Raw genomic sequence first — 26,191 nt, forward strand, 5'->3', positions numbered from 1 at the left:
CTTGATGGCTCCCGCAGCGCGAATGGCCCAGACAGATTGCAAAGCGACTGTGGCGCCCCAGAGGCGAGTCCGGTTTGCAAGACCCGCAAGGACACTTGCCGAGACGCGCCGATTTTGAACCCTCGCCAAGGCCTGATCGGCTTACTCGCCCGGGTACATCGCCGCGGCAAGATTCCTGATCTCAAGCTCATCGGCAGGCAGGATGAAGCCTGCCTCGATCGCCGAGCGAAGCGATGCTTCGAACTTAGAGAGATAATCCCTCTTCCCGCCTGGATAGAGTTCAGCAAGCCGGTTCTCGTCGAAAGAAAATGTAGTGCCGAACAGCATGGCAAAGCCCGGCCCGCTTTGGCCGAGCCCCGAAAAGGTAGCTGTCGGCACGTCCATCCAGGGTGAGCGGATTCCGCCGACGCTGTTGCCGAACCTGTCGACGATCAGCGTTGGCGGGGCTCCGTCCGCGACACTGAGCGTCGGCGCGCTAGGTGGCGCCTTGCCCGTAGCGACCCAACTGTTGAGTGCAGAAAGCGCTGCCTCCATCACATAATGATGTTGTGGCGCCGCGTTCATCGGTTTGCCGAGAGATAGCCCCATCATCTCCGCCGTCGGTGTGAACGCCCTCGCCAGTTGTGCGCTGGTGGCCGACCCGGAATCGATGGTACTGCCGACGATGGTGTAGGTATCGGCATGTGCGGTCCCAGCAACCTCCCACGTCCTGATCCGGGCACTGTCGCCCTGGCGAGCCGGGAGAAAGCCAACCACCGGCGCCATCAGGTCGGTTTCGGTGATGAACATCAGGACGGGTACGCGAACGTCCGCCCGGATTTGCACGCTCTTCACAGCCACACCGCTTTCGCGCGCCTGCATGCTGGAAAGAAAGTCGCCGTCGATCGGCGCCGCTCCTCTGAATCGCGAATGGATCAGGAAGCCGTCGAAAACCCTTTCCTGCGGATCGATCGCGTTCACATAGGTCGTGAGGAAAGCCGCAGACTGGGATTCCCCCATCGCCAGGATGCGGTCGGGTTTCAGCGATCCGAGCAATCCGGATTTCCGATCGCGGATCGCCAGGCCCGCCTGGCTGAAGATGTCATAGGAATATGCGTCGCCAGGGTGCGCGAGCGAGCCATAACGCTCCGGGTCGGCTTGCTTCACCGGAAGGACGCCCGGCATCGCCATCCTGCCGCCGTCGAGGCCGACCTTCTGCGAAGAGACGCCCACATAGGCATAACCCTCGCGGACCAGTTCCCTGTGCAGATAATTCCAGTCAGGCGCGCCGTCGGTTCCGCTGCTGACATTCAGCCATTCAACGACGACCGTACCGTTGAACTTTGCCGCGTCGCTCGGACGCGCGACCACCATGCGCGTCTTGTAAGCGGCATGACCCGACGTCTCGGCCTGCCATTTGCCGTCTGCCGTTATGTCGCCGCCCAGGCTGTATGCGTTTGCCGTTCCATCGAGGAAAAACTCACTCACGACATAGTTGGCGGGCGCGTGAGCGAACGTCCCCTGTCCGAGTGTGATCCGCCCCTCGATGGGACCATTCACCGAACGTGCTTCAAGCAAGCTGGGCATCGATATCAATCCCGTTGCGGCGAGACATGCCGCGGCCAGATGACAAATGCCTCTTTCCAGCATGACGCGCCTCCGCCTTCGTTTTCGATTGGACTGCGCCGGCAGCGGACGCACGGGCGCCTGGGTTTGGCCGATTCATCGCCACAGTTAGAGCAGTTGCGCATAGGCCAAGCCTCTCCATGGGCTCGCTATCGACAAGCCGCCTAGGAAAATAGCCGGCCTAATTGCGCCTTGTCGCCGGACCAGCGGCAGATGGCCTGCCCGCAATTCCCACCGCCTGTACTGTTGCCAAGCTTGGGGGATGGAGGTGTCGCAAACCGTTGGAGCCTGGAAGGCAGGCCCCGTATCCGACGGCGCAGGGCATGAGAACATCGCAGGCGTTTGCACCGCGCGAACCGATGGCCTTTTGCTTGGCGTTTCGCTGTCAGGAAAGATCGATGCTTTCGTTGAAGAGATCCAGCATCGCGCGCCACGACCGCTCGTCCGAAGTCAGGTGATAGGCGACGCCCGCCATGCCCATTTTCTCCGAACCGGGGACCGTGAAGCCATGCTGGGTTCCACCATAAAGGATCATCCGCCAGTCGACGCCGGCCGCGTCCATCTGGGCTTCGAAAGCGGCTCTGGTATCGGGTGCAATGAGCGGATCGGCCGTGCCATGCTGGATCAACACCTTGCCCCTGATATTCCTGGCGTCCTCGGGTCGATTGACCGGAAGACTTGAATGGAAGCCCACGATCGCGGAGACATCGGCACCGCTACGACCGAGTTCGAGGACCGCCGCCCCACCGAAGCAATAGCCGATGGCGGCAACACGATTGCGATCGACACTGTTTTGTGCGGTCAGCACGCCGAGCGCCGTTTCCATAACCGGCCGGATACGCGACGGATCCTCAAAATAGGGCTGAATACGGGGTCCCAGTGCCTCCATCGTCAGGACCTCGCCATCGCCGACATAGTCGGCACAGAAGGCGGTGTAACCCTTCTCGGCCAGTCGCACGGCGATACCGCGCTCGAACTCGGAGACACCGGGTGCGTTGTGCGCGATGAGGACCGCCGCGCCATTGGGCTTGTCGGGCAGCACCAGGAAGCCGACATAGCGCCTGTCGTCCGGACCGCGATACTCAACATTCTCCAGTTCCATGGCTTTCCCCCCCATCCCCGATTTGCATCGCTTTTGCTCGAGCGCCGACGATCACATGCCAGGCAAGAAAATCAACCACGTAGATAAATGAATTCTCGCGGCGCGTTTGGCGACCGATATGCTCGGATCGGATATCCACACATCAGAATGCGGATCGATCTGACAGGTCCGGCCGGACGATCAGCCGACTCTGCGCGAATAGAATCGGGGCGGTGTTATTCAGGCGCGCTGACACCATCGACGTCGATCAGTCCTTCCGCGACGACCACACCCGTCACCCGAACACGCTTCTCGACATGGTCGACCGGCACGCGATGGAGATCGAGTGAGTAGCGGCCACCGCCGTCTCGCCGCAGCGCGAATCCGCCGCCCTGTCGAACCAGCGTACCGATTTCGTCGATCCGGGAGCCGATCATGCCCATGAACGAAAGCATAGGCGAAGCGCGACGATTCGCCGAGACGCCGCCAAGGCAAATCGGGGTTACCGGTCCTGTATGACGCTCATGCCGGTCTACCACACTCCGGAAATCGGAAATCGGCGCCCACCGGTGGCGGCATGCGACGACGGGGTTTTTCCCCGATGGGCTTCGCCGGTCGCTCAATCAGCACCGTCGGTGCCGGCAGCCCGTCCGACAACAAGTCGGCCCAGATAACCGCCAGCTCTCGTCTGCGCGGCATGTAGGCGGCCCGATTATAGGCTCCCTCGACCTTCTCCTTGGGGATGTGGGCGAGCATCAGGTCGATCACCTGCCGGTCATGGTCCTTGCCGTGACGTTCGACCCACTCGTTCATGATCGTCGAGAAGGCCGCACGGAAACCATGCGGCACATGGTGCCCGTGATATCCTGCGCGATTGAGAAGATAGCCGATGGCATTCTCGCTCATGGGGCGGTTGGGAAAGCGGTTGCCAGGAAATAGCAGATCGCCATCTCCCGTCAGCGGCCAAAGCGCCCGGAGTACGGCGATCGCTTGTGGCGTCATCGGCACAAGATGATCGCCTCCGTCTTCCTCCTTGCGATCAAGGTCGCCTTTCATCCGTGCCGCGGGGATGCGCCATAGCGGCTTTGGTCCGTTGAGATCCTCGAACTCGCCCCACCGGGCGCCCCGCAATTCATTCGGCCGCACCGCGGTCAGCGCGAGCAACCGCAGGGCAAGGCGGGTGATCGGCCGCGCATAATCCTCCTCGGCATCGAGGATCATTTTGCGAAGACGCTTGAGGTCGGTGATGGCCGGTTGCTTGCCCTTGCGCAGCGGCTTGAGGACCGAGCCCAGCTTTTCGGCCGGATCGGCCGCGGCCATCCCCTTGGCGATCGCATAGACGAAGACTGCGGAAATCCGCTGTCGCACTCGCTTGGCCGTTTCGATCGCGCCGCGCGCCTCGATCTTCTGTAGCACCTCGAGGATCTTGGGCGGATTGAGCTCGACGATGGGAAATTTCCCGATCTCGGGGAACACGTCCCGCTCGAGGCTGCGAATGACGTCCGAGGCATGGACCTTCGCCCAGGTAGGCTTGGTGTTGTCGTACCATTCGCGCGCCGCCCGCTCGAATGTGTAGCGGCTGATCTCGAGATTGGTCGCGAAAGTCATTTGCTTGACGACCACCGGATCACGGCCGGTCTCGAGCAATTCGCGGGCTTCGTCGCGCTTCAGGCGCGCGGCAGCGAGGCTGACCATGGGGAAGATGCCAATCGCGAGCGATTTCTGCTTGCCGTCGAAGGCGTAGCTCCAACGCCACAATTTAGACCCGTTAGGACTGACGAGCAGATAGAGGCGAAAGCAGTCGGTGAGCTTGTAGGGCTTCGGGCGAGGCTTGGCCCCACGCACTTTTGCATCGGTCAGCACGGTTCATCTCCGGTACCACGTTTTTGCCGTGCCGGTACCACGCGGTCGTACCACGTTTCCCTCAAAACAGGCCCGAGAGAGCGCGGCGGATTACGGACGGTTCCGGCTCGCAAAGCCTTGGTTTTCGGGAGAAAATGTCAATTTCGGTGGACTGTTGCGACCCTCTGCGGAGGGGCGTCTGGCGGAGACGGAGGGATTCGAACCCTCGGTACGGGTTAACCCCGTACGGCGGTTTAGCAAACCGCTGGTTTCAGCCACTCACCCACGTCTCCGGGAAGGCCCTGAGCCGCGGGCTATAGCGGGGACATTCGGGGGGATCAACCGGGGTAACGAAACTTCCTTACGTCTTTCGCGACTCGGGTCGGCGCGTCATCGACTCGGGTCGTCGCCCGTTCATTGCGGGGCAAGGCGCGCTGGCGCTAGGTTGCCGTGTTGATTGCCCCGGGGGATGATGTGATGGCGAAACTTGCTGCCAAATGGCTGATCGGGCTGGGCGCCGCTGGGCTCGCAGCCGCGACGCCGGCCATGGCCCAGATCAAGACGGTCGATCCCAACGCCGCCATCCAGGCGGACGTCGCCCCGGTGCCGGCGAACGAGGCCGATTACGGCACGACTGTCGCCCCGCCCGTAGAGACCGTCCCGACCGATCCGGCGCCCGCTGCCAACGCCGTGGCACCGCAGGCCCAGAACGCGACCTATCAGGAAAATGACGTGCTCTCCGCCGCCGAAGGCGTGTTCGGCAAGGGCGCCGAGGGCCTCGCCAAGATGATCGAGGGCATCCTCAAGGATCAGGGCGAACCCAACGGCTATATCGTCGGCCGCGAAGCCGGCGGCGCCTTTGCGGTTGGCGTCCGCTATGGCTCGGGCACGATGTTCCACAAGGTCGAGGGCCAGCGCCCCGTCTATTGGACCGGCCCGTCGCTCGGCTTCGATATCGGCGCGAACGGCTCCAAGACCTTCGTGCTCGTCTACAATCTCTATGACAGCCAGGAACTCTATCGCCGCTATCCGGCCGTCGAAGGCACGGCCTATGTGATCGGCGGCTTCAACGCGAGCTATCTGCGCCGCGGCGACGTGGTGTTGATCCCGATCCGCCTGGGCGTCGGCTGGCGGCTTGGCGCCAATGTCGGCTATATGAGCTTCAGCGAGAAATCGAAGATTCTGCCGTTCTGAACCTTATCTCCCCTCCCTGAAAGGGAGGGGAGCAGCCTACCCATCAAGGCCGGTAGGTCGCCTCGAAGCGCACCGGCCGGCCTTCCGCCGCATTGGCGAGGCCCGCGTCCCACATCACCCGCCGGCCGCGGATGATCGTGCCGATCGGCTTGCCGGTAAGCTGCATCCCCGTGAACGGCGACCAGCCGCATTTCGACGCGAGCCAGCTTTCCTCCACGGTCCAGCGCGCCTTCGGATCGACGATCGAGAAATCCGCGTCATAGCCCGCCGCGATCCGCCCCTTGGTGACAAGACCGAACACCCGCTGCGGCCCGGCGGAGGTGAGGTCCACCAGCCGCTGCATCGTCATCCGCCCCGCGGCGACATGATCGAGCATCAGCGGCAGCAGCGTCTGCACGCCCGGCATGCCCGATGGCGAGGCCGGATAGGGCTTGGCCTTCTCCTCGCGCAGATGCGGCGCATGGTCCGATCCGAGCACGTCGGGCACGCCCTGATTGAGCCAGTGCCACAGCCCGTCGCGATGCGCGCCGGAACGGATCGGCGGGTTCATCTGCGCGAAGGTGCCGAGGCGCGGATAGGCGTCCTCGCCCGCAAGCGTCAGGTGCTGCGGAGTCACCTCGCAGGTCGCGATATCCTTGTGCTGCGCGATATATTCGAGCTCGGCGGGCGTGGTGATGTGAAGCACATGGATGCGCCGCCCGGTCTTGCGCGCCAGCGCGATGATCCGCTTGGTCGCGAGCAAGGCGCTCTCGTCATCGCGCCACACCGGATGCGACGAAGGATCGCCCTCGATCCGTTCGCCGAGCCGCGCATTCATCCGCGCCTCGTCCTCAGCATGGATGGCGACGCGGCGTTTCCCCGAACGCAGCACGCGTTCGAGCTGATCGTCCTCGGCCACCAGCAGGCTACCGGTCGAAGCGCCCATGAAGATCTTGATGCCCGCCGCGCCGGGCAATTTTTCCAGTTCCGCACAATGCTCGGCATTCTCGGCGGTCGCGCCGACATAGAAGGCATGGTCGCACCACATCCGCCCGTCGGCACGGGCGAGCTTGTCGGCCAGCGCCTCCGGCGTGTCGGTATTGGGCTTGGTGTTCGGCATCTCGAACACCGCGGTCACGCCGCCCAGCACCGCCGCCCGGCTGCCGCTTTCCAAATCTTCCTTGGGCTCGAGGCCGGGTTCGCGGAAATGGACCTGGCTGTCGATCACGCCGGGCAGCACCGTCAGCCCCGAACAATCGATCACCTCGCCCGCATCGCCGACATTGCCGATCCGGTCGATCTTGCCACCGCTGACGCCGACATCGGTCTCCACCGAGCCGCCCGGCGTCCAGACAATGCCGTTCTTCAGGATCAGGTCGTGCGTCGGCATGGTGCTTTCCTTTCGCTGCCGGCCTCCCTAACTCTTTCGCATGTCCCAAGCCACCACTCTCGCTGACCGCGCTATCATCCGCCTTTCGGGCGAGGATGTGCGCGGTTTTCTCCAGGGCCTCGTCACCGCGGACGTGAACGGACCGCTGCCCGCCTGGTCCGGCCTGCTGACGCCGCAGGGCAAGGCCCTGTTCGATTTCCTGCTCTGGGCGGACGGCGACGACGTGCTGGTCGATTGCGAAGCCGACCAGGCGGATGCGCTCGTCCGCCGCCTCAGCCTCTACCGTCTCCGCCGCCCGATCACGATCGCGCGCGATCCCGCGCTGGCTGTCCATTGGTCGGCCGAAGGCAGCGAGGGCGTGCCCGATCCCCGCCTACCCGCGCTCGGCCGCCGCTGGATCGCCGCACCGGACGATGGCGACGCCAGCACCGCCTGGCGCGCCCATCGCCTCGCCCTTGGTGTACCCGAAGGCATCGCGGAACTCGGCCAGGACAAGACCTTGTGGCTGGAGGCGAATGCGCGCGAGCTGAACGGCGTCAGCTTCACCAAGGGCTGCTATGTCGGGCAGGAGAATACCGCGCGGATGCACCATCGCAGCAAGGTGAACCGCCGGCTTGTGGTGGTGCCGCTGGCCGGCGAGGATGCGGACGAATTGCGCGCCGCCTATCCCGATCTCGGCCTCGGCATCGCCTTCCGCCGCGTCGAGGCGCTCGATCCCGCCATTATGCCGGGCTGGCTTGCGGAGGCGGTTGCCGGCTGAAGCCGGGTAAATCGTCCTTCCTCCTCAGGGCAAATCCCGATGTTGCGCCGCGGATCAACCTAATAGGCTTCCCCGACGTCATTGAGCAGGGGTGTCCTATGATCGAGTCCATCGTCCATCCCACGGATTTGTCGCCCGACGGCGAATTGGCATTCGAACATGCGCTCCGGCTGGCCATGGTCAATCGCTGCAATTTCACCCTGCTGCACGTGCGCGATTCAGAGGCTGGGGACGATTGGGACAGCTTTCCCCGCGTCCGCGAAACGCTGGAGCGCTGGGGCGTCCTGGAGCCCGGATCGCACCAGCGCGATGTCCATGCCAAAACCGGCGTCAACGTGAGCAAATATGAAATACGGGGCGAAGACCCGGTCGATGGGCTGGCCGGCTATCTGGAACTTCACCATGTCGATCTGATCGTCATGGCCAGCCGCGGCCGCGCAGGGTTGGGCCGGATGCTCAACGGCTCGGTTTCGGCCAGGCTCGCGCAGGTGTCGATGGTGCCGACCCTGATCTTCGGGCCGGACGCCCGCTCCTTCGTCGACGAACGGACCGGCAGCCTGGAGAGGATCAGGACCGTGCTGGTGCCGGTCGACAATGATCCCGCGCCCCACGCCGCCATCCGCCGGCTCGATGCGCTTGCCGAAGGGCTCGATGTCCGCTTCGATTATCTCCATGTCGGCGAAGACGCGCCCGTCATCATGGATGGGGAAGGACGCCCACGGCCCGTTCGCACTGTCGAGGGCCCCCTCGTCGAGACGCTGCTGACGGAAGCTGCCGCCGCGGACCTCGTGGCGATGCCGATGGTCGGGCGGCAGGGCCTGCTCGATGCGCTCCGCGGCAGCACCACCGAACGGGTGGTGAGCGAGGTTCGTTGCCCCGTGCTCGCAATCCCCGCGGGTTCCTGATCAGGCCTCGCCGAAAGCCTCCGCCACCCGCACCGCCAGCGGGCCATGATCGGCATGAGTGAAGTCGCGGCGCGATCCGCGGAACCTCGCCTCGGGTTCGTAATTTTCGGGCTGATGGGTGAAGCAGGCCCCCGGCGGCGGATTGGGCACATCATCCTGCGTATCGGGGTCGAAGGTCCGCCCGATCGAGATGAACACCGCCCGCCGCAACAGCAACGCCGCCTCGCGCTCCTCCGGCTCCAGTTCGGCCGCCCAATGCTTAAGTTGTCGAAGATTGCGGCCGGCCTGTGCATGGGGCGGCAAGATCGTCTCGGCATCCAGATGCCAGGTTATGGCCGGCGCGCCATTACGATCGATCATCGCCTCGCGCCGACCGTCCACCCTGTCGGCAACGAACATGCGGAACAATTCCGGGCTGTCGCCTCCGGCCTTAGACGCCGCCAGCAGCGCCAGATCATAAAGATGCGTGCAATGCGTCAGCGGTGAATCGAACCCCGCCGCTTGCCGCAGCGCCACCCCGCGCAGCTTTTCCACCAGCACGGGCGCCGCGCCTGCGCAGGTCGTCCACGGATGGCGGATGGTGGTCGCGGCGACGTCGGTTATGATCGTCCCGTCATGGGCAAGCTCGATCTCGAAATGGTGGAAATCATCCTCGACGAAGGCACGCACCTTGCCCGGCTGCGGATCGACCAGCACCGCGCGCCGCAGCGCCGGCACACCCGGCCGAAGCGGCGCCGATCGCTGTTCGATTGCCAATTCCACGCTAATGCTCATCAACGTCCCTTGAACCCATCGGCGTTCCCCGCGCGTTGCGCCGCCGATGCGTGACTTCTCCCAATTGCTCGACGGGCTTGTCTACACCCGCTCCCGCAATGGCAAGCTCAAGCTTATTGCAGATTATCTGCGCCGCACGCCCGATCCCGATCGCGGCTGGGCGATGGCGGCGCTGACCGGCGAGCTTGATCTGCCCGCGGTCAAGGCCGCCGCGATCCGCGCCATCGTCGAGGAACGCGTCGATCCCGTCCTGCTCGGCATGAGCTATGATTATGTCGGCGACCTTGCCGAAACCGTCGCGCTGATATGGCCCAAGCCAGAGGGCGAGCCGGAGGAAGTGGACGATGGCAGCCTCGGCCTGGCCGCCGTCGTGGCCCGCCTCTCGACGCTCGGCCGCTCCGAAGCGCCCCGCGCATTGGCCGCGATGCTCGATCGCCTCGACGCGAGCGGCCGCTTCGCGCTGCTCAAGCTCGCCACCGGCGGAATGCGCGTCGGCATATCGGCGCGCCTTGCCAAGACCGCCTTCGCCCACGCCTTCGGGCTGGATGTCGATGCGGTGGAGGAGGTCTGGCACGGCATCGCCGCGCCCTATGCCGCTCTGTTCGCCTGGGGCGAGGGCGGCGCCCAGCCCACCGCGCAGGACGTCCCCGTCTTCCGCCCCTTCATGCTCGCCCATCCGCTCGAAGATTTACGCGTCGATCTCGCGGACTATGCCGCCGAATGGAAATGGGACGGCATCCGCGTCCAGATCGTCCATGCCGGCGGCGAGACCCGGCTCTACAGCCGCGCCGGCGACGATATCACGCGCAGCTTCCCCGATGTCGCCGCCGCCTTCGCGACGCCCGGCGTCCTCGATGGCGAATTGCTGGTGAAGGGTGAGGCGCAGAAGGGCGAAGCCGCGAGCTTCAACGCGCTCCAGCAGCGGCTGGGCCGCAAGACGGTGTCGGCAAAGATGCTCGCTGACTATCCCGCCTTCGTCCGCCTCTACGACCTGCTGTTCGATGGCGCCGAGGACGTGCGCGAACTCCCTTGGTCCCAACGGCGCGCCCGGCTGGAAGCCTTCGTCCCCCGGCTCGATCCCAGCCGCTTCGATCTCTCCCAGGTGATTGACGCCGCGAACTTCGACGCGCTCGAAGACATCCGCGCGGGCGCTCGCGATGCCGCGATCGAAGGCGTCATGCTCAAGCGCCGCGACAGTCCCTATGTCGCCGGGCGCCGCACGGGCCTCTGGTACAAATGGAAGCGCGATCCGCTGACCGCCGATTGCGTGATGATGTATGCCCAGCGCGGCCACGGAAAGCGATCGAGCTTCTATTCGGACTACACGTTCGGCTGCTGGACGGAGGATGGCGAGCTGTTGCCCGTAGGCAAGGCCTATTCGGGTTTCACCGATGAGGAGCTGGCCTGGCTGGATCGCTTCGTGCGCAATCACAGCGTCGCGCGGTTCGGGCCCGTGCGCGAGGTCGAAAAGACCCTGGTACTGGAAGTGGCCTTCGATTCGATCCACGAATCCAAAAGGCACAAATCCGGCCTGGCGATGCGTTTTCCGCGGATCGCCCGCATCCGCCGCGACAAGCCGGCCGCGGAAGCGGACCGGATCGAAACGCTCAGACGGATGATAGTCTAAACAGTCTGGCGGGTGTGAGGGTCTTCGATCTTCCAAACGACGGAAGAACGCCGAAGACCCTCCCCCCTACCCTCCGCCGCGAAGCGGAGGGCTAATGGTGGCTCAGCCCTTGATCTGATCCCAGGCGAGCGAGGTCTTGGCGCTGCGGCCGTCAACGCTGATGCTGGCGAGCGGCACGCGATAGATCTTGGTGTTGTAGATGAAGGTCACGACGCCGTCGGACTCACGGACCTGCTCGACGCGGCCCAGCTTCTTGCCGGCGCTGTCATACAGGGCATAGCCCTTCTTCACCGAAACCGCAGCGGTATCGGCCGGCTGGGCGAAAGCAACGGCCGGAACGGCCAGAGCGAGGGCGAGCGCGCCGCGCAGCACAAACTTCTTCATCACGAACCTTTCGATCAAAACAATGCAATAAACGCATTAAATGCGTTGCGCAGTGCAATCTATGCTGCGCTTGCGAACGCCGTGACGCAAAGCAGCGAGTCGCGCAAGCCTTAATTTTCGACTGTGCGTCGAAAACTATCGCAGTTTTGATTCATGCCGATGAAGCGCAGCTTTCAGCAAAAATGATACCGGTATCCCGTTCACCAATCATCGTCATCCCAGCGCAGGCTGGGAGCTCAATGTTTTGGATCGCACGCTTGTGGTTGGGCGATGCCGGCCTCCGCCGGCACGACGGCCGCCCTTAGGGCCGCGCCCCGCCGCAGATCACATCGGTGATCTGCTCCGTATCGCAATATTCCTTGAACTCGACGATGCGGCCGTCACGCAGCCGTGCGAGGAAATGATATTTGTTGTTGTAATCCTTGCCGGAAACATGGCGTGCAAAGGATTCCGCCTCGATCGCGACGCGATCGTCCTGGGCGGTGATTTCGTGGATCACGAAGCGGACGCCCTCGGGAAACGCCTCATAGATGCGGCCCGCGGCCATGCTGATCTGCTGCTTGTCGAAACTGCCTGAAATCAGCGTATTGCCCATCGTCACGCAGCGGCCGTCCTCGGCATAGCTGTCGATGATCGTGGGCACGTCGCCCGCGCTCATCGCATCGAAGAAGCGGCGCATCACCGCCACATTCTGCTCAACGCCCATGCCCCTCTCCTTGCAAATCCGGCCATCCGAGCATTCGGGCGGACATCAATTCCTGTCCAGCGCGAAAAGCGGTGACGCCGGGCCGATCGTCTGTAGGATGCCCAACAAGCGGAAATCATGTCCGCAAATATTAGGGAAGGCCGGGATTATGGAGCAGGCGCCGATCGTCCGTCCATCGGGCGGGATGCCCTATCGCGGTTGGCTGGTGGTGGTCGCCGGTTTCGCCAGCGCGATGCTGACGGTGGGCGCCACCATCTATTCCTTCGGCTTCCTCGTCCCCACGCTGACCGGCGAATTCGGCCTGTCCTATGCCCAGGCCAATTTCGGTATCATGGCGCTCCTGATCGGCATGATGGTCTGGTCGCCCTTTGTCGGTCGCATGATCGATCGCCTGCCCGTCCGGCTGATGATGACGGGCGGTGCGGCCATCTTCGCCGCCGGCTTCCTGCTCCTCGCTTATGCGACCTCGTTGCAGGTGATGCTGATCGCCACTGTCGGGCCGATCGCCTTCGGCATGATCGCCGCCGGCGCGATCGCCGCCAACACCATCACTGCGCGCTGGTTCCGCCGTCGCCGCGGCCTCGCCATCGGCATCATCGCGGTCGCCACATCGGCGGGCAATGCGGTGATGACGCCGATCGCCGCCTGGACGATCGAAAATCTCGGATGGCGAACGGCAGTGGCCGCGATCGGCGTCGGCGTCGGCCTGATCGTCGCCACGCTCGCGCTTCTCTTCATGCGCGACCGCCCGACCGAGGCGGAACTGATCGCCGGCGGAGAGTTGGTGCCCGATACGCCCGCCGCACAGGCGGCGCTCGACGAGCCGGTCTGGACGACCCGCGCGCTGCTGCGCGAACGCAATTTCTGGCTGATCATGTTCGGCTGCGGGCTGATCCTCGCCAGCGATCAGACTTTGATCCAGACCAACGCGCCTTACTTCCTCACCAAGGGCATCAGCCCGGTCGATGCCTCGCTGATGATCTCAATCGGCGGCATATCCGCGGTGTGCGGCAAGCTGATCGCCGGCTGGCTGGCGGACCATATCGACGTGCGGCGGGTGTTCGCGGTGGTAGCCTTGTTCCACGTCATCCTGCTCGGCCTCTACATCGTCTGGCCCGGCTATTGGGCGATGCTCATCGCCTTCGCGCTGATCGGCGTCGCGGTCGGCGGCGTATATCCGGTGTGGACCGTGCTCACCGCCAACAGCTTCGGCTCGCGCAGCTTCGGCGCCGCGCTCGGCACCATGGCGCTCGGCATGCAGCCGCTCTCGATCGCCGCGCTCTATGCCATCGGCCGCGTCCGCGACACGACCGGCAACTACAACCTCGCTTTTGCGGGACTGCTCGGGATGGTGGTGCTGGCGTTCGTGCTGGTCTCGCTGGCGAAGCCGGGCGCGCGGGTGCCGAAGGTTTAGGGGCGCATCGCCTGCCCGGCAGCTTTCCGCGTTTTCCACCGAATTCCCGCCTGTCGGGACACGCGGACTTTGCGGACCTTCTACTCCCCTCCCTGAAAGGGAGGGGTTGGGGGTGGGTTGGCGTGCGGAGCGCGCCTTACTAACCTTGCGTCATGTCGCGGGTGCCCGAGCATATGACAGCCAATGCGCGTGCCCTGCGCAACGGCCAACCGAAGCCGAGCGCATGATCTGGCGACGGCTGTCACGTTTTCGACCGCGCTTCACCCGGCAATTGGTGGTTGGCCCCTACATTCTCGACCTCGCCTGCCGATCGGTAAAACTGGCGGTCGAGTTCGACGGTAGCCAGCACCTCGGCGCCGAGGACTATGATGCGCGGCGCTCCCAATTCCTGGCGGACAATGGCTGGACCGTCATTCGCTTCCGGAACGGCGAGGTTCTCGCCAATCCCGACGGTGTGGCTGCGGCAATCCTTGCAAAGACCGCCGAGTGCCTCGGCGGAACCCTGACGTCCTCCCTGTTTTTTCATCCATGCTGAGTGAGAGTTTTCCGGCCCTTTGACGCCCACGAGCAAGGAGCTGGGACATGAAGAAGACGCGCTATACCGAAGAGCAGATCGCGTTCGCGCTGAAGCAGGCGGAGACTGGCACGCCGGTGGCCGAGGTCATTCGGCGGATGGGCGTTTCAGAGCAGACCTTCTATCGCTGGAAGAAGGTGTATGGCGGGCTCGGTGTGGGCGAGCTGCGGCGGGTGAAGCAGCTCGAGGACGAGAACCGCAAGCTCAAGCAGCTGGTCGCCGACCTCAGTCTCGACAAGCACATCCTGCAGGATGTCCTGGCAAAAAAGCTCTGACGCCTGGGCGACGGCGCGAGATCGTCGCGCACGTCCAGGCGTCCCATGGTGTCAGTGAGCGGCGTAGCTGCCTCGCGCTCGGCGTCGACCGTTCGTCGGTGCGCTACGTGTCGCACAAGCCGGATCAGGCGCCGCTGCGGCTGCGCATCCACGATCTGGCGGCGACACGGGTACGCTACGGCTATTTCCGAATCTACATCCTGCTGCGCCGCGAAGGATGGCTCGTGAATCACAAGCGGGTCTACCGGCTTTACAGGGAGGATGGATTGAGCCTTCGGCTCAGGCGCCCCCGCCGCAACGTCAGCGCCGCAAACCGCCAGCGGCAGCCTGCGGCGTCGGCGCCGAACGAGATGTGGTCGATGGACTTCGTCTCGGACGCGCTGTTCGACGGGCGGAGGTTGCGGGCACTGACGGTGGTCGATGCGTTCACGCGTGAGGCGCTGGCGATCGACGTCGACCAGGGCATAAAGGGTGAGCAGGTGGTGGCCGCGATGGCGCGGATCGCTTCGGTGCGTGGTGCGCCGAAGACCATTCGGGTGGACAATGGGCCGGAGTTCATCTCAAAGGCGCTCGACCGCTGGGCCTATGAGAATGGCGTGACTCTCGACTTCTCGCGGCCGGGCAAGCCGACCGACAACGCCTTCGTCGAGAGCTTCAATGGCCGCCTGCGCGACGAGTGCCTGAACAGCCACTGGTTCCTGTCGCTGGCGGATGCGCGGGCCAAGATCGAGGCCTGGCGACGGGACTATAATGAGAGCCGCCCTCACACGGCTCTTGGCTGGCTCACGCCAGCCGAATATGCTGCATCCGCCGGGGTTAACCCCGGCGGATGCAAGCCGGAAGCTCGCATCACGCCCGGATGAGAAACCGGGGGACCGTCATGCAAGCCGGAAGCTCGCATCACGCCCGGATGAGAAACCGGGGGACCGTCAACCCACCCCCAGCCCCTCCCTTCCAGGGAGGGGAGGAAGAGGGGCTAACGCCCACTCCCCCCGACCCTTGCAGCCATCGTCGGCGGCCCCGCCGGCGCATCAAACCGACCTTTCATTCACCGTCCGAAGCGGTCTCCGGGTCTCGTCCTCCGCCCTTCAATGCCTTTCAATGTAGGACTTTATCTGTTCTAGATTGGTGGATGGACCAGCACGCTCCAGGCCATTCCCAGGCAACCGCGCCAATCCCGCGCCACCACCCGCATCCCGGCCGTTGCCTCACCGGCGCGCTCGTGATGCGTCGGCGAAGCGTCCCTGTCGCGCAACAGGCGCCTTATCGTCGCGCTCCTGTCGCTTGGGTGTCGCGTCACTGTCGCCCCGCTGTCGCGCCAGTGGCGCGTCGCAGTCGCTTTGGCGTCGCTTCGCAGGCGCAAGTGACACCAGAAGCGCCCGCAACCCTCAACTTCCTCAACTTCGCCTCAACCGGCGACAGCGGCATCCACCGCCCGCAGCCGCTCGACCAGCCGTTGCTCACCGCCAAGCCCCTCGCGCTCGGCCTCATGTTCGATCTCGAACAGACCGGCATAGCCCGATGCGCGGATGGCGCGGAGCAGCGGCACCCAGTCGGTCGTCCCGCCCCCCACGTCGATCCGGCCCGGCCCCTCTCCTGCCGGCATGTCGGCCACCTGCACCCCGCCCACCATGTCGGCCAGCCGCCCGAACGCCGCCAGCGGATCATCGCCATTCATGGCGATATGGCCGGCGTCGAACATCAGCCGCACCGCCGGATGGTCTGCCGCGCGCACCACCGCCTCGGCATCCTCCAGCCGCACTACCAGCATATCGGGCAGCCAGAGCGGGCTCGTCATCTCCACGCAGAGCGCAACACCCGCCGCCCCCGCCGCATCGCCGGCACGCCGCAGATTGTCGGCCATCGCATCAAGCTGCGCCTCACGGCTTCGTGCCGGATCGACCCCCGCGACACAGATCAAGGTCCGCCCGCCGATCCGCCGCGCCGTCGCCAGCGAATGATCGAGTTCCGCCATCAGGGCCGCCCGCCCCTCGGCCGTGTCGGCGCTCCAGCGCGGCAGGTTCCAGCCCATCGGATCATGGACGAAGCTTGCCATCCGCAAGCCCCGCGCCGCGGCATGGGCCGCGACCTTCTCTTGCTCCTCCGCAGGCCGGAGCGCGGCATAATTGTCCTGCACGCCCGCAAAGCCGAGATCGGCGATGAAGTCGATCTGGTCGAACGGGTCCAGCGACCGCGCCGAATGGCGGAACAGCGGCGCATCCGGCCCGCGCAGGCCGAGATGCGCGGTCCAGGCCAAATCCCAGCTCATCGGCTTTTCAGGAAATCGATCAGCACGCGGTTGAACGCCGCCGGCTGCTCCTGCTGGATGAAGTGGCCCGCGCCCGGAACTTCCACCACGTCCACCAGCCCCGGCACGCGCCGCTCCATCCGCTCGCGCCATTCTGGGAAGAAACCGAAGGAGGGGTCTTTGGCACCATAGACGAACAAGGTCGGCACCGTCACATCATGGTCAGCCCATTCGCGGCCGATCTCCCAATTGGCATCCGCCGTGCGATAGGAATTGAGCCCCCCGATCGCCCGCTTCATCACGTCGGGATCGTCATAGCCTGCCACGAATGTCGCGAACTCCGCCTTGCTCAGCCACGGCCAGGGCAGGTCAGGCGTCGGCGGCAGCGCATCGAGATAGCCGCTCCCCTCGCTCGGCACGTCGAGCCAGTTCCAAAGATTGCCGTCGGCGGAGAGCGCGAAGAAATCGCGCTTCAGGAATTCGGCGAGATTTTCGCCAAGCTCGCGCTCCGCAGGGCCGACCTTCTGGAAATAATGGAAGTGCAGGAAATGCTCGGCCGCCAGCGCCGCGAAGCGTTCGGACGGCAGATGGTCGGTCGATGCCATCACCGGCTGCGGTGGCGTGCCCGGCGGCAATGTCGTCGCCGAACCCAGCATCGCCCGGCCGGCCAGATCATAATCATAGGGGATGGTCGTCACCAGCGCCCGCACTCGTTCCGGCGCACGGACGGCAAGGTTCCAGGCATATTGCGCGCCGAAATCCTGGCCGACGATGAAGGCCGTCTCCGCGCCATAATATTCGAGGATCGCCAGCAGATAATTCTGCATATGCGCGGAATCATAGAGCACCGGATCGGCCGGCCGGTCGCTCTTGCCATAGCCCAGCGAGTCGATGGCGACGGCCTTGAACCCCGCATCGGCCAACGGCTGCATCTGATGCCGCCAGGACCAGGACAGCCCCGGAAAGCCGTGGATCATCAGCACCAGCGGCCCCTCGCCCGCGGTCGCTGCATTGATTCTCACGCCGCCGACGTCGATGCGCTCTTCCGCCATCTTATTCTCCTTCACTGCCTTTTCCCGTGGCGCCGCGAGGCCGGCAAGGGGTGGCTAAGGAATTGAAGACATGAAGTGCGCGACGCGCGGACGCTTTATCCAAAGGCCTGCATGTGCGATGCCGATCCCCGATGGCGACCTTATCCCTGCTTCTCAGCATCATCGGCTGGATCATCTTCGCGCCCGTCGCCCTTGTCGGCACGGTCTTCGCGATCGAAACCGCCATCGGCCTCGCCGCCGGCCGCCGCCGCGATGCCGCCCTCCCGCTCGATCCGCAGGAGATCGCGCTCGTCATCCCCGCGCATGACGAAGCCGCCGGGGTGGGTGCGATCATCGCCAGCCTCAAGGCCGCGCTGTCGCCGGGCGTGCGGATGCTGGTGGTGGCCGACAATTGCAGCGACGATACCGCCGCCATCGCCCGCGCCGCGGGGGCCGAGGTCATCGAGCGGCACGATATCAGTCAGCGCGGCAAGGGTTTCGCGCTCGCTTTCGGCCGCGATCATCTGCGCGGTCAGCCGCCGCGCGCAGCGATCGTGATCGACGCCGATTGCACGGCGGAGCCTGGCGCGCTCGAACGCATCGCCGCGCTTGCCGTCGCCACGGGGCGGCCGGTGCAGAGCTGCTACCTGTTCAGCCCGCGGCGCGATGCGGCGCCGATGGTGCAGATTTCGAACTTTGCGATGGTCGTGAAGAATCTCGTTCGCCAGAATGGCGGCCGCGCTATCGGGGCGCCGGCTCTGCTCACCGGATCGGGCATGGCCTTCCCATGGCCGATGTTCGACGGCGCCGGGCTCGCCACGTCGGACATTGTCGAGGATCTCGCGCTCGGCATCGATCTCACCCGCCAGGGCCATGCACCGATCTTCGATCCCGTCGCCCGCGTCTGGACCCAGCCGAGCACCGCCGGCGGCACGCTGACCCAGCGCACCCGCTGGGAAAATGGCTTCATGGCCACCGCGCGGCGGCGCGCGCTGCCGCTGATCGGCGAAGGTCTGCGCCATGGCCGCCCAGCCTTGCTATGGACCGGCCTCCATCTGCTCACCCCGCCGCTGGCGCTGCTGATGGCGCTCAACTTCTTCATCGCCCTGCTCCTCGGTCTGCTGGTGCTGGTGGGGATGCCGCCCGCCTCCTTCGCCGCCGCGCTCGCCTTGTTCGGCGTCAACGTCTCGCTCGTGCTGATCGCCTGGGCGGCCCATGGCCGCGATCAGATGGGCATCGGCACGATCCTGCGCCTGCCGCTCTACATGCTGTGGAAACTGCCGATCTATCTGCGGCTTATCCGCGGCGGCGAGACCCGCTGGATCAGGACGGAACGGGAATAAAGGCGTCCCCGTGCGGGACCGTTACGCAACTGGAAAGACGGCACCGCACGCCTATAATCCCGACCGCGTCGACTCGACGTCGCTACAGGGAGGATCGAGGCATGATTACCTTCATCATTGCACTGGTCATGGGCGGGATCATCGGCTGGCTGGCCAGCAAGGTGATGAACACGGATGCGCAGCAGGGCATTTTCCTGAACATCGTCGTCGGCTGCGTCGGCTCGATGCTTGGCGGCTGGCTGTTCAGCTTCCTGACCGGTGGCACGCACAACCTGCGCGATGCGCCCTTCAATCCCATGACTTTGCTCGTCGCCTTCGGCGGCGCGATCGTGCTCCTGGGGATCGTGAACCTCATCCGTCGCGGCAGCGTGCGATAAGGGTTAGGGGCGAGGCGGCTCAAGCCGGCCTCGCTCACCCCCTTCGAGCCTGCGCGGCGACCGCCTTGCGCTTGCCGATGGCCCCGGCCACCAGCGCGAGCCCGCCGAAATAGACGATCCCGGCCAGGATGCCGAAGAAGACCTGTCGCCAATCGGCATGGCCCTGCACATGCGGGATGGTGCCGACCGTCAGGAAGATCATCGTCGCCATGTTCACTGCGATCGGCGCCCAGCCCATGATGATCGCATAGACCAGCAGCAGCACGATGCCCATGAACAGTGCCATGCCCGGCCCCATGCCCAGCGCCGCCGGTGCGAGCGTCATCAATGCCGCGGTGCCGGCGCCGACGAAGGCGCCGATCGCCGATCGCGGAATGCGATCAGGCTTCGCTTCCTCGACCATCGACCAGTAGAGCAGGAACAGGAAGCCGGCCCATGCCTCGCTGAGGTGGAGCGCGGCCGCCGCGGCGATATAGCCGGCCAGCACGACGATCACGGCGATCAGCACGCCAAACCCCTTCACCGGCGACATCTTGTTCATCGACCCACTCCTTATGGTTTCGCTCAGCGCATCGTCGCCCCGCCGTCGACGCTCAGCGTCTGGCCGTTGATCCACTGGCCATCGTCCGAAAAGAGCATCGCCACCATCGCGGCGATATCCTCCGGTTCGCCCAGCCGCGTGCTGCGCGTGGCGGCGACGGCGTGGCGGTGGAACTCCTCAGGCAAATTGCCGCGCGTCTTTTCGGTGAATACGAAGCCGGGCAGGATCGCGTTGGAGCGCACGCCCTTCTTGCCCCAGCGCGACGCGATGTGCCGCATCAGCGCGTTCACGCCAGCCTTGGCCATACCATAAGCCACGCGCTCCGGCTCGCCGATCACCGACGAAGCCGAACTGGTGAAGGCAATCGCCCCCTTGCTTTCGATCAGATGCGGCAGCGCATGGCGCGCGATCAGGAAATAACCGCGCATGTCGACCTGGATGGAACGATCGAACACGTCGAGCGGGCAGCTTATCGCGTCGCCATCGACCATGATCGATTGCATGTCGGCCGCATTGGCAAGCACGCAATCCAGCTTGCCGAAACGATCCACGGCGGCGGAAACAAGCGCCGCGATCGATGCTTCCTCCGCCTGGTCATAGGCCATGGCGATCGCATCACCGCCGGCCGCGCGAATGCGCGCCGCGCACGCCTCGGCGCCCTCGACGAACAGATCGCCGATCATCAGCCGCGCGCCCTCGCTCGCCAGTCGCTCCGCAGCACCCGCACCGATGCCGCCGCCACCGCCCGCGATCAGGATCGCCTTGCCGTCCAGTCCCCGCATGATCTGTATCCTCTCAATTCAGAATCCGCCCGGCGCGATCGCCGGGTGCGAAAATATCGGCGGCTCGGCCGACGGCATCACGCTTTTGCCGTCGAGCGTGCGCACCGTCAGCTTTTCGTGGTGCGGATAATGCATCGAGAATGCGATCAGGCCGGTGCGCTCGGCCGCGGGCAGATGGCTCATCGCCAGCACCGTTTCGGCCAGATATTCCACATCCTCGGTCGGATAATCGTCGGGGATGAGCTGCGACGCGCCCGGCGTGCGGATCGCGGTAGACGGCCCCACGACATTGACCGCGATATTGTGGTCGACCAGTTCGGCCGCGAGCCCCTGGGTGAAGCGGTGCAGCGCCGCCTTGATCGACGCATAGATGGTGTCGCCGCCGGCTTTGGCATAATCGGGGAAAGGCCGTGTCGGCGGCAGCGCCGTCACCGATCCGATATTGACGATCCAGCCCGCACCTTGCGCCTTCATGTGCGGAATGGCGGCCTGCGCCAGCGCGAAGGGCGCGCGCAGATAATGGGTAAGGGTTCGCTCGAACGTGTCGAGGCTCATGGCGTCGACGCGGGCATAGTCCGCGAAGCCGGCATTGTTGACCAATATGTCGATCCGCCCGGCCTGCTCGACGACGCGCTCGACCAGCCGGTCACGCTCCTCGGGCTTTTCGAGGTCCGCAGCGATGGCGACCGCCTTGCCACCGGCCTGTTCGATCAGGCTGACCGTCTCGGCCAATGTGCCGGGCACCGTCTGGCCCGCGCCGAAGCGCTGCGAGGATGCGACCGTATCAAGCGAGCGCGCCGAAACGAACACCGTCGCACCCTCAGCCGCCAGCCGCTGCGCGATCGCGCGCCCGATCCCCCGGCTCGCGCCGGTGACAAGCGCCACCTTTCCGGTCAGCACGTCTTGCCGGTCAGCCATCCTTCAGCACCTCTCGAACATTTTGATTGGCGCAGCTTAGAGGGGGCGCCGCGCGGCGCCCCCTCCAAATGGATCAGAACTTCATGCCAAGTTCGATGCCATAGGTGCGCCCGCGCTCGTAGGTCGTCACAAGCTGCAGAACCGGGGCACCGAACGGATTATAATCCACGTCGAACAGGTTCTGGCCGTAGACCGATATGCTCGCTTCCACCCCGCCAATCGGCAGGTTGGCAACGCCGAGACGGCCGTCCACCAGCCAATAGGCTTTGGTGAAGGCGTTATCTTCCAGCGGCGAGATCGCCCCCGTGAGATCGACGATCGGCGTCGAAACCAGCGGCGCCTTCGATTTGTACCGGCCCTCGACACGACCGAACAGGTTGCCGCCGCCCGAAAATTCCGGCGCGTCATATTGGCCGGACAGGCGCCCGGTCCATTTCGACGCATAGGTCGTCCGGGCAATGTCGGCGACATCGACGCCGTTCAGGATGAACTCCTTATAGTTGAAGTCAGCATAGCCAAGGTTGCCGCTCAACGTCAGGCCGCGGACGGGGATGACATCTATCTCCGCCTCGAAGCCCTTGATGCTGGCCTTGCCGGCATTGTCGAAGAACTGCACGCCATCAATGAAGTTCTGCGTCTGCAGATCCTTGTAATCGCTGTAGAAAGCCGCAAAATTCGCGCGCACTCGATTATCCCAGAACTGGCTTTTCAGGCCAAGCTCATAAGCAATCAGCGATTCCGGGTCGTAGGGAATACCGCTCAGAATGCCGCCCGCCACATAGCCCGAAGAGATCTTGGCATAAGTGGTGATGTCGTCGGACGGCCGATAGGTGGCGATCGCGGTAAAGTTCAGCTTGTTGAAATGGGCCTTGTAATCGCCCGGCCCAAGCTGGCCACCCTGCCCACCCGAGATGCTGAAGATCTTCGTCTCGCGATCGTCGATCGTGTAGCGCAGACCACCGGTCAGATCGAACTGATCGGTGATGTGCCACGTCGCCTGTCCATACATCGCCATGGAATCGTTGATCGCGGTGGTGCGGGTGACGCCGCTGCCGAAGGTGGAATCCAGCCCCGGTATGACGATACCACCCGGCAGCACGATATCGGGCGACGGGATCACCACGCCGTTCGTCACCGGCTGGAAGATACCGAGGATATCGGTCGCCGGCGATTTTTCGTGGAAGTAGAACACACCGGCCGTCAGCTCCCACGCATCCTGCGTATATTGGAACTGCACTTCCTGGGTGAACTGCTTCTGGCTGGTCTCACGCGAGGTCAGCAGCGAATAGAAGCGGTCGTCCGGGCCAGGCTGGTTGGCGGGATCGAATACCGCGCCGACATGTCCGGTCAACAGCCCAAACAACTGGGCCTGGGTGAACCGCAGGCCGCCAGATGCGCCGAGATCGTAGATGTTCGGGTCCTGCCGGAACTTGCGATAGGCGGTGATGCTTTTCACCGTCAGCGCGTCGGTCACGTCCCAACCAATCGTCAGGCTGTGGCCCTGCGTCACGACATGTTCGAGGCTCGTGCCGTTCGCCACCGCGCCCAGCCGCTTGTTCGATATGTTGGTGATACCGCCGGTGCCCGGATAGGTGAAGCCGGGGCCGAGCGGAACCGGGCCCTGGAAGGCGATGATCGGACCCAGCAACTGGCCGGAGGCATCCGGCAGCACGCCGAAGCTCTGCACCGCACGGCCCACGGTGCGTGAATCCGTATAGTCGAAGCGGTAATCGATCTTCAGATTATCGGACGCATCGAGGCGCGCGGCGATCTGCCCGCCATCGATATTGCGGCCACCAAGCTTGTTAGCGAAGCGCAGCGTACCGAAATTGGCGTCGCGCTGAGAAAGATCGATCGTGCGACCACCGATCAGATTGTCGGCATCGCCCCCAATCTCGTCATGGAGGTAGGCAAGCTTGATCGAAAGCGGCCCGAGCGCCGGCAGATCCAGCGTCACCTTGCCGCGCCATGCATCATAATTGCCGTAGGATGCAGTCGCCTTCATTCCCCATTCGCCAGAAGGCGTGGCGGTGACGAGGCTGATCGCGCCCGATGTCGCGTTGCGACCGAACAGCGTGCCCTGTGGTCCACGCAGAACTTCGACGCGCTCGATATCGGCAAGGTCGAAGATCGAGCCGACGGTGCGGCCGATATAGACGCCATCGAGATAGATGCCGATCTTGGGATCGACCGCATTGTTCGACACGCCCGACGCGATACCGCGCAGAATGATTGTCGGGTTCGATTGCAGGCCCTGCACGTTGATCTGCAGGTTCGGCGCGATGCCGGCGAGATTCTTGATGTTGACGACGCGAAGCTGATCGAGCGTCTCGCTGCCTATAGCGGTGACGGCAACAGGGACATTTTGCAGTGCTTCTTCACGCCGCTGGGCGGTGACGACGATATCGGTAAGGCCGATCGTGTCGGAACTGCTTTCTGCCTCCTGGGCGACGGCGGGAACCGAACCGAAGAACGCGACGCTGCCAAGCAACGCCGTTACAAACGACTTCCTCATTTGCCTCTCCCTGTGTGATCCGACCGGCTTGTCCGCCGGTTCGTTTCTGCTGCGAAAGCTATAGGACTTTGGATTCCGGGCAAGTCTCCTCATTCACCGCGATCCGGCGGGACAGGCCTTTATTTCCCGTCCCGCCGGCCCGGCCCCTTACTCTGCCGCCACGCTGTAGCGGGTATCTTCTTCCGGGCTCAGGAAACGGCCCGGGCGCTGACCGGTCGGGCCGTCGCGGTCGAAGGTAGCCTCGCCATTGACGACGGTCAGCCGCATCGGCGCGGGATCACGGGTATAGCGCCAGGTGATGCCGCCCTTGCCGTCCGGCACGTCGAATTCCTTGCGCTCGTCGCGACGCTCGATCTCGTCGATGTTGAAGACGGTTAGGTCGGCCGGCGCGCCGACTTCCAGCACGCCGCGGCCCTTCAGGTTGAAGTGCTTGGCAAGCTTGCCGGTCTGGACGTGGACGGCTTCCTCAATGCTGATCTTGCCCTGGCGGACATAGTAGGTGAACAGCAGCATATTCTCGCCCGGCCCGCAGAACATCTGGGCATGGGCGCCAGCGTCGGAGACATTGCCCACCGACATCGGATCACGGATCAGCTCGATCACCAGTTCCTCGTTCATCGGGAACGGCGCCATGTGGACAGTCGACCGCACACCATTCTTGAGGATCCAGTCGGCCATCGCGTCCGAACGGTGCGCGGCGCCGGTCTGCTTCATATAATCGCTGACCGTCAGGTTGATCGGGCCAACGCCATTGTCCGAATTGCGCAGCATCAGGTCATCCGGCCGGTTCATCGGCGAATGGCCCCAGGCCTGCGTGTCCCAGCTTTCGCGGGCACGCGCGCGCCAATCGGGATCGGCGAGCAGCCGGGCCTTCTCCTCGTCGGTCTCGGCCTGCACCACCTCGTGCCAGACATAATCGTTCGACTGCGCGAAGATCAGCGACTTGGTGAGCGACAGCGTGTTGGTCGGCGACACATGCGTAAAGGCCGTCCAATAATCCTTGCCTGCCGCCTTGAACCCGTCGTGCAGCACCTGCAGCGACGGCAGTACCGGCTTCTGGAAGTCCAGCGTGGGAAGCCCCGCCCATTGCATGCGGACATTGGTGCCTTCGAGCAGGCGGCCCATCCGCGCCACCATTTCCGGCCCGGTCATCCGCATGAACGTGTCGATGATCACCTGCACGGCGCTGCCGGGATAGCGATCGAGCACTTCGAACAGCGCGCGATATTCGGCATCGTCGGCAAGCTGCGTCGGCACCGGACGATCGTCGCCATCATGGTCGAGCAGGTTGGTCGAAAGGCCGAGCGCGCCGGCCTGCAGAGCATCCTCAAGTAGTTCGCACATCCGTTCGATTTCGAGCGGGGTCGCGGTGCGCTCCCAGGCGTCGAGGCCCATCGCCGCCAGACGGATCGCGATATGGCCGACATAGGCCGCATAATTGAGCGGGATCTTCACCTTGGACGTCATCGACGCCTTATATTCGCTCCACTTGCGCCAATCCCAGGGCAACTGGTTGACGAACGGCTCCTCGGCGATGTCCTCGAAGAAGGAGAATATCTTCACGACCTCGTGGTTGGCGGCCTTGTCGTCGGTGATCGGCGCGGTCGAAAAGCCGCAATTGCCCATGATCAGCGTGGTCGCGCCATAGCCCGGCAGCGGGTTCAGGCCGTCGTCCCACCACATCGCCGCGTCGAAATGGGTGTGCGCTTCGATGAAGCCGGGAGTGACGAAGCAGCCGCTCGCATCGACCACACGCTCGTCGCCGCCCTTGGGCGCCAGGTCCGCGCCGATCTCGGCGATACGGTCGCCCGCGACACGCACGTCTGCGGCATAAGCGGGCTTCAGCGTGCCGTCGACGACAGTCCCGCCCTTAATGAGAAAGTTGGCCATATTTCTCTCCTTTGTTGTCATCCCGTCGCGTGTCGC

At 64.4% G+C, this 26,191-nt stretch carries 24 protein-coding genes and 1 tRNA gene; 9 read left to right on the forward strand and 16 right to left on the reverse strand.

What is annotated here, in order from left to right; all coding sequences use genetic code 11:
* Nucleotides 1–141: 141 nt before the first annotated feature.
* The 5 genes from ACFB49_RS12200 to ACFB49_RS12220 all read right to left on the reverse strand — a co-directional run bounded on the left by ACFB49_RS12200 (nt 142) and on the right by ACFB49_RS12220 (nt 4,821).
* Nucleotides 142–1,680 carry an alpha/beta hydrolase domain-containing protein gene (locus tag ACFB49_RS12200; RefSeq protein ID WP_380871351.1) on the reverse strand — a complete coding sequence of 513 codons (1,539 nt, stop codon included), beginning with the start codon at nt 1,678–1,680 and terminating at the stop codon, nt 142–144.
* A gap of 310 nt (nt 1,681–1,990) precedes the next feature.
* Nucleotides 1,991–2,707: a dienelactone hydrolase family protein gene (locus ACFB49_RS12205; RefSeq protein ID WP_380871353.1), complete on the reverse strand. Its 717-nt coding sequence runs from the start codon at nt 2,705–2,707 to the stop codon at nt 1,991–1,993.
* A 215-nt stretch (nt 2,708–2,922) separates the two neighbouring features.
* Nucleotides 2,923–3,129 (reverse strand): DUF5818 domain-containing protein, encoded by a 207-nt coding sequence (locus tag ACFB49_RS12210; protein ID WP_380871355.1) that lies wholly within the window; start codon nt 3,127–3,129, stop codon nt 2,923–2,925.
* Nucleotides 3,130–3,208: 79 nt separating this feature from the next.
* Entirely contained in the window at nt 3,209–4,549 is a 1,341-nt protein-coding gene (locus ACFB49_RS12215) for a tyrosine-type recombinase/integrase (RefSeq protein ID WP_380871357.1), read from the reverse strand.
* A gap of 179 nt (nt 4,550–4,728) precedes the next feature.
* Nucleotides 4,729–4,821 (reverse strand) — tRNA-Ser (locus tag ACFB49_RS12220).
* 184 nt (nt 4,822–5,005) lie between these two features.
* On the opposite strand from ACFB49_RS12220, the gene ACFB49_RS12225 reads away from it, so the two are divergent.
* Entirely contained in the window at nt 5,006–5,722 is a 717-nt protein-coding gene (locus ACFB49_RS12225; protein WP_380871359.1) for a DUF1134 domain-containing protein, read from the forward strand.
* Nucleotides 5,723–5,765: 43 nt separating this feature from the next.
* On the opposite strand, the gene ACFB49_RS12230 is transcribed toward ACFB49_RS12225, so the two are convergent.
* Entirely contained in the window at nt 5,766–7,091 is a 1,326-nt protein-coding gene (locus ACFB49_RS12230; protein WP_380871361.1) for a dihydroorotase, read from the reverse strand.
* A gap of 40 nt (nt 7,092–7,131) precedes the next feature.
* Here ACFB49_RS12230 and ACFB49_RS12235 point away from each other — a divergent pair, with 40 nt between their 5' ends.
* Together ACFB49_RS12235 and ACFB49_RS12240 are read left to right on the forward strand one after the other, a co-directional pair.
* Complete coding sequence (locus ACFB49_RS12235; RefSeq protein ID WP_380871364.1) at nt 7,132–7,851, forward strand: YgfZ/GcvT domain-containing protein; 720 nt, start codon at nt 7,132–7,134, stop codon at nt 7,849–7,851.
* A 98-nt stretch (nt 7,852–7,949) separates the two neighbouring features.
* Nucleotides 7,950–8,756 carry a universal stress protein gene (locus tag ACFB49_RS12240; RefSeq protein ID WP_380871366.1) on the forward strand — a complete coding sequence of 269 codons (807 nt, stop codon included), beginning with the start codon at nt 7,950–7,952 and terminating at the stop codon, nt 8,754–8,756.
* Here ACFB49_RS12240 and ACFB49_RS12245 read toward each other — a convergent pair whose 3' ends face one another.
* Nucleotides 8,757–9,530 (reverse strand): hypothetical protein, encoded by a 774-nt coding sequence (locus tag ACFB49_RS12245; RefSeq protein ID WP_380871368.1) that lies wholly within the window; start codon nt 9,528–9,530, stop codon nt 8,757–8,759.
* 46 nt (nt 9,531–9,576) lie between these two features.
* On the opposite strand from ACFB49_RS12245, the gene ACFB49_RS12250 reads away from it, so the two are divergent.
* On the forward strand, nt 9,577–11,157 hold the full coding sequence (locus ACFB49_RS12250) for a cisplatin damage response ATP-dependent DNA ligase (RefSeq protein WP_380871371.1): 1,581 nt from the start codon (nt 9,577–9,579) through the stop codon (nt 11,155–11,157).
* Nucleotides 11,158–11,259: 102 nt separating this feature from the next.
* Here ACFB49_RS12250 and ACFB49_RS12255 read toward each other — a convergent pair whose 3' ends face one another.
* Together ACFB49_RS12255 and ACFB49_RS12260 are read right to left on the reverse strand one after the other, a co-directional pair.
* On the reverse strand, nt 11,260–11,541 hold the full coding sequence (locus ACFB49_RS12255) for a hypothetical protein (protein WP_380879950.1): 282 nt from the start codon (nt 11,539–11,541) through the stop codon (nt 11,260–11,262).
* Between the two features lie 301 nt (nt 11,542–11,842).
* Nucleotides 11,843–12,247: a nuclear transport factor 2 family protein gene (locus ACFB49_RS12260; RefSeq protein ID WP_380871373.1), complete on the reverse strand. Its 405-nt coding sequence runs from the start codon at nt 12,245–12,247 to the stop codon at nt 11,843–11,845.
* Between the two features lie 148 nt (nt 12,248–12,395).
* On the opposite strand from ACFB49_RS12260, the gene ACFB49_RS12265 reads away from it, so the two are divergent.
* The 3 genes from ACFB49_RS12265 to ACFB49_RS12275 all read left to right on the forward strand — a co-directional run bounded on the left by ACFB49_RS12265 (nt 12,396) and on the right by ACFB49_RS12275 (nt 15,373).
* On the forward strand, nt 12,396–13,661 hold the full coding sequence (locus tag ACFB49_RS12265; protein WP_380871374.1) for an MFS transporter: 1,266 nt from the start codon (nt 12,396–12,398) through the stop codon (nt 13,659–13,661).
* Between the two features lie 223 nt (nt 13,662–13,884).
* The gene (locus ACFB49_RS12270; RefSeq protein WP_380871375.1) at nt 13,885–14,196 is read left to right on the forward strand and encodes an endonuclease domain-containing protein; all 312 of its coding nucleotides are present in this window, start codon (nt 13,885–13,887) and stop codon (nt 14,194–14,196) included.
* 47 nt (nt 14,197–14,243) lie between these two features.
* Nucleotides 14,244–15,373, forward strand: a protein-coding gene (locus ACFB49_RS12275) for an IS3 family transposase (RefSeq protein ID WP_380871376.1) whose coding sequence is annotated in 2 segments (ribosomal slippage) — nt 14,244–14,505 and nt 14,505–15,373 — 1,131 coding nt in all. Because the reading frame shifts where the segments join, the coding sequence is not laid out codon by codon here.
* A 545-nt stretch (nt 15,374–15,918) separates the two neighbouring features.
* Here the strand turns inward: ACFB49_RS12275 and ACFB49_RS12280 are convergent.
* Nucleotides 15,919–16,779, reverse strand: coding sequence for a TIM barrel protein (locus ACFB49_RS12280; RefSeq protein WP_380871378.1), 861 nt, complete (start codon nt 16,777–16,779; stop codon nt 15,919–15,921).
* Entirely contained in the window at nt 16,776–17,810 is a 1,035-nt protein-coding gene (locus ACFB49_RS12285) for an alpha/beta fold hydrolase (protein ID WP_380871380.1), read from the reverse strand. The genes ACFB49_RS12280 and ACFB49_RS12285 overlap by 4 nt, the downstream gene beginning before the upstream one ends.
* Nucleotides 17,811–17,941: 131 nt before the next feature.
* On the opposite strand from ACFB49_RS12285, the gene ACFB49_RS12290 reads away from it, so the two are divergent.
* Both ACFB49_RS12290 and ACFB49_RS12295 read left to right on the forward strand, forming a co-directional pair.
* Nucleotides 17,942–19,132 (forward strand): glycosyltransferase family 2 protein, encoded by a 1,191-nt coding sequence (locus ACFB49_RS12290; RefSeq protein ID WP_380871383.1) that lies wholly within the window; start codon nt 17,942–17,944, stop codon nt 19,130–19,132.
* A 101-nt stretch (nt 19,133–19,233) separates the two neighbouring features.
* A complete protein-coding gene (locus ACFB49_RS12295; RefSeq protein WP_380871386.1) occupies nt 19,234–19,509 on the forward strand; it encodes a GlsB/YeaQ/YmgE family stress response membrane protein in 276 nt (91 codons plus the stop codon).
* Between the two features lie 34 nt (nt 19,510–19,543).
* Here ACFB49_RS12295 and ACFB49_RS12300 read toward each other — a convergent pair whose 3' ends face one another.
* The 5 genes from ACFB49_RS12300 to ACFB49_RS12320 form a co-directional block, all read right to left on the reverse strand.
* Nucleotides 19,544–20,050: a hypothetical protein gene (locus ACFB49_RS12300; protein WP_380871389.1), complete on the reverse strand. Its 507-nt coding sequence runs from the start codon at nt 20,048–20,050 to the stop codon at nt 19,544–19,546.
* 23 nt (nt 20,051–20,073) lie between these two features.
* The gene (locus ACFB49_RS12305; protein ID WP_380871391.1) at nt 20,074–20,832 is read right to left on the reverse strand and encodes an SDR family NAD(P)-dependent oxidoreductase; all 759 of its coding nucleotides are present in this window, start codon (nt 20,830–20,832) and stop codon (nt 20,074–20,076) included.
* A gap of 18 nt (nt 20,833–20,850) precedes the next feature.
* Nucleotides 20,851–21,750: an SDR family NAD(P)-dependent oxidoreductase gene (locus tag ACFB49_RS12310; protein ID WP_380871393.1), complete on the reverse strand. Its 900-nt coding sequence runs from the start codon at nt 21,748–21,750 to the stop codon at nt 20,851–20,853.
* Nucleotides 21,751–21,823: 73 nt separating this feature from the next.
* Nucleotides 21,824–24,265 carry a TonB-dependent receptor gene (locus ACFB49_RS12315; protein WP_380871395.1) on the reverse strand — a complete coding sequence of 814 codons (2,442 nt, stop codon included), beginning with the start codon at nt 24,263–24,265 and terminating at the stop codon, nt 21,824–21,826.
* 147 nt (nt 24,266–24,412) lie between these two features.
* Nucleotides 24,413–26,155: an amidohydrolase family protein gene (locus ACFB49_RS12320; protein WP_380871397.1), complete on the reverse strand. Its 1,743-nt coding sequence runs from the start codon at nt 26,153–26,155 to the stop codon at nt 24,413–24,415.
* Nucleotides 26,156–26,191: the final 36 nt, after the last annotated feature.

It is taken from the genome of Sphingomonas sp. DBB INV C78 (assembly GCF_042693015.1).
Lineage (GTDB): Bacteria > Pseudomonadota > Alphaproteobacteria > Sphingomonadales > Sphingomonadaceae > Sphingomonas_E.